Annotated in this window: 1 protein-coding gene; it reads right to left on the reverse strand. The window is 51.7% G+C overall.

The window, feature by feature from the left end; all coding sequences use genetic code 11:
- A partial coding sequence (locus tag KDM89_RS21690; protein ID WP_212689841.1) for a methylenetetrahydrofolate reductase occupies positions 1 to 292 on the reverse strand: 292 nt, incomplete at both ends.

Genomic DNA, 292 nt, shown 5'->3' on the forward strand with positions numbered 1-292 from the left:
CAGCACGGATAAACTCAACCAACTCATTCGCATAGCGGAACTCGCCACCCATGCCATAACCGCTGGGTAAATCACCACGCAGTGCAACCAAACGACGGATATCATGCGCCTGATATTGCTGCAGAATCTGACGTATCGAGTCACGGGTACCACCGACGCAAGATAAGTGTGGAGCAGCTTCAAAACCCTCACGCCGGATATCGACCACGGTATCGAGTGTACCTTGCTGGGTAGTGCCACCAGCACCGAAAGTCACGGAAAAATATTTAGGCTGCAACTCAGCCAGTTTGTT

This window comes from Cognatundibacterium luofuense, from assembly GCF_018139685.1.
Taxonomy (GTDB): Bacteria; Pseudomonadota; Gammaproteobacteria; order Burkholderiales; family Burkholderiaceae_D; genus Undibacterium; species Undibacterium luofuense.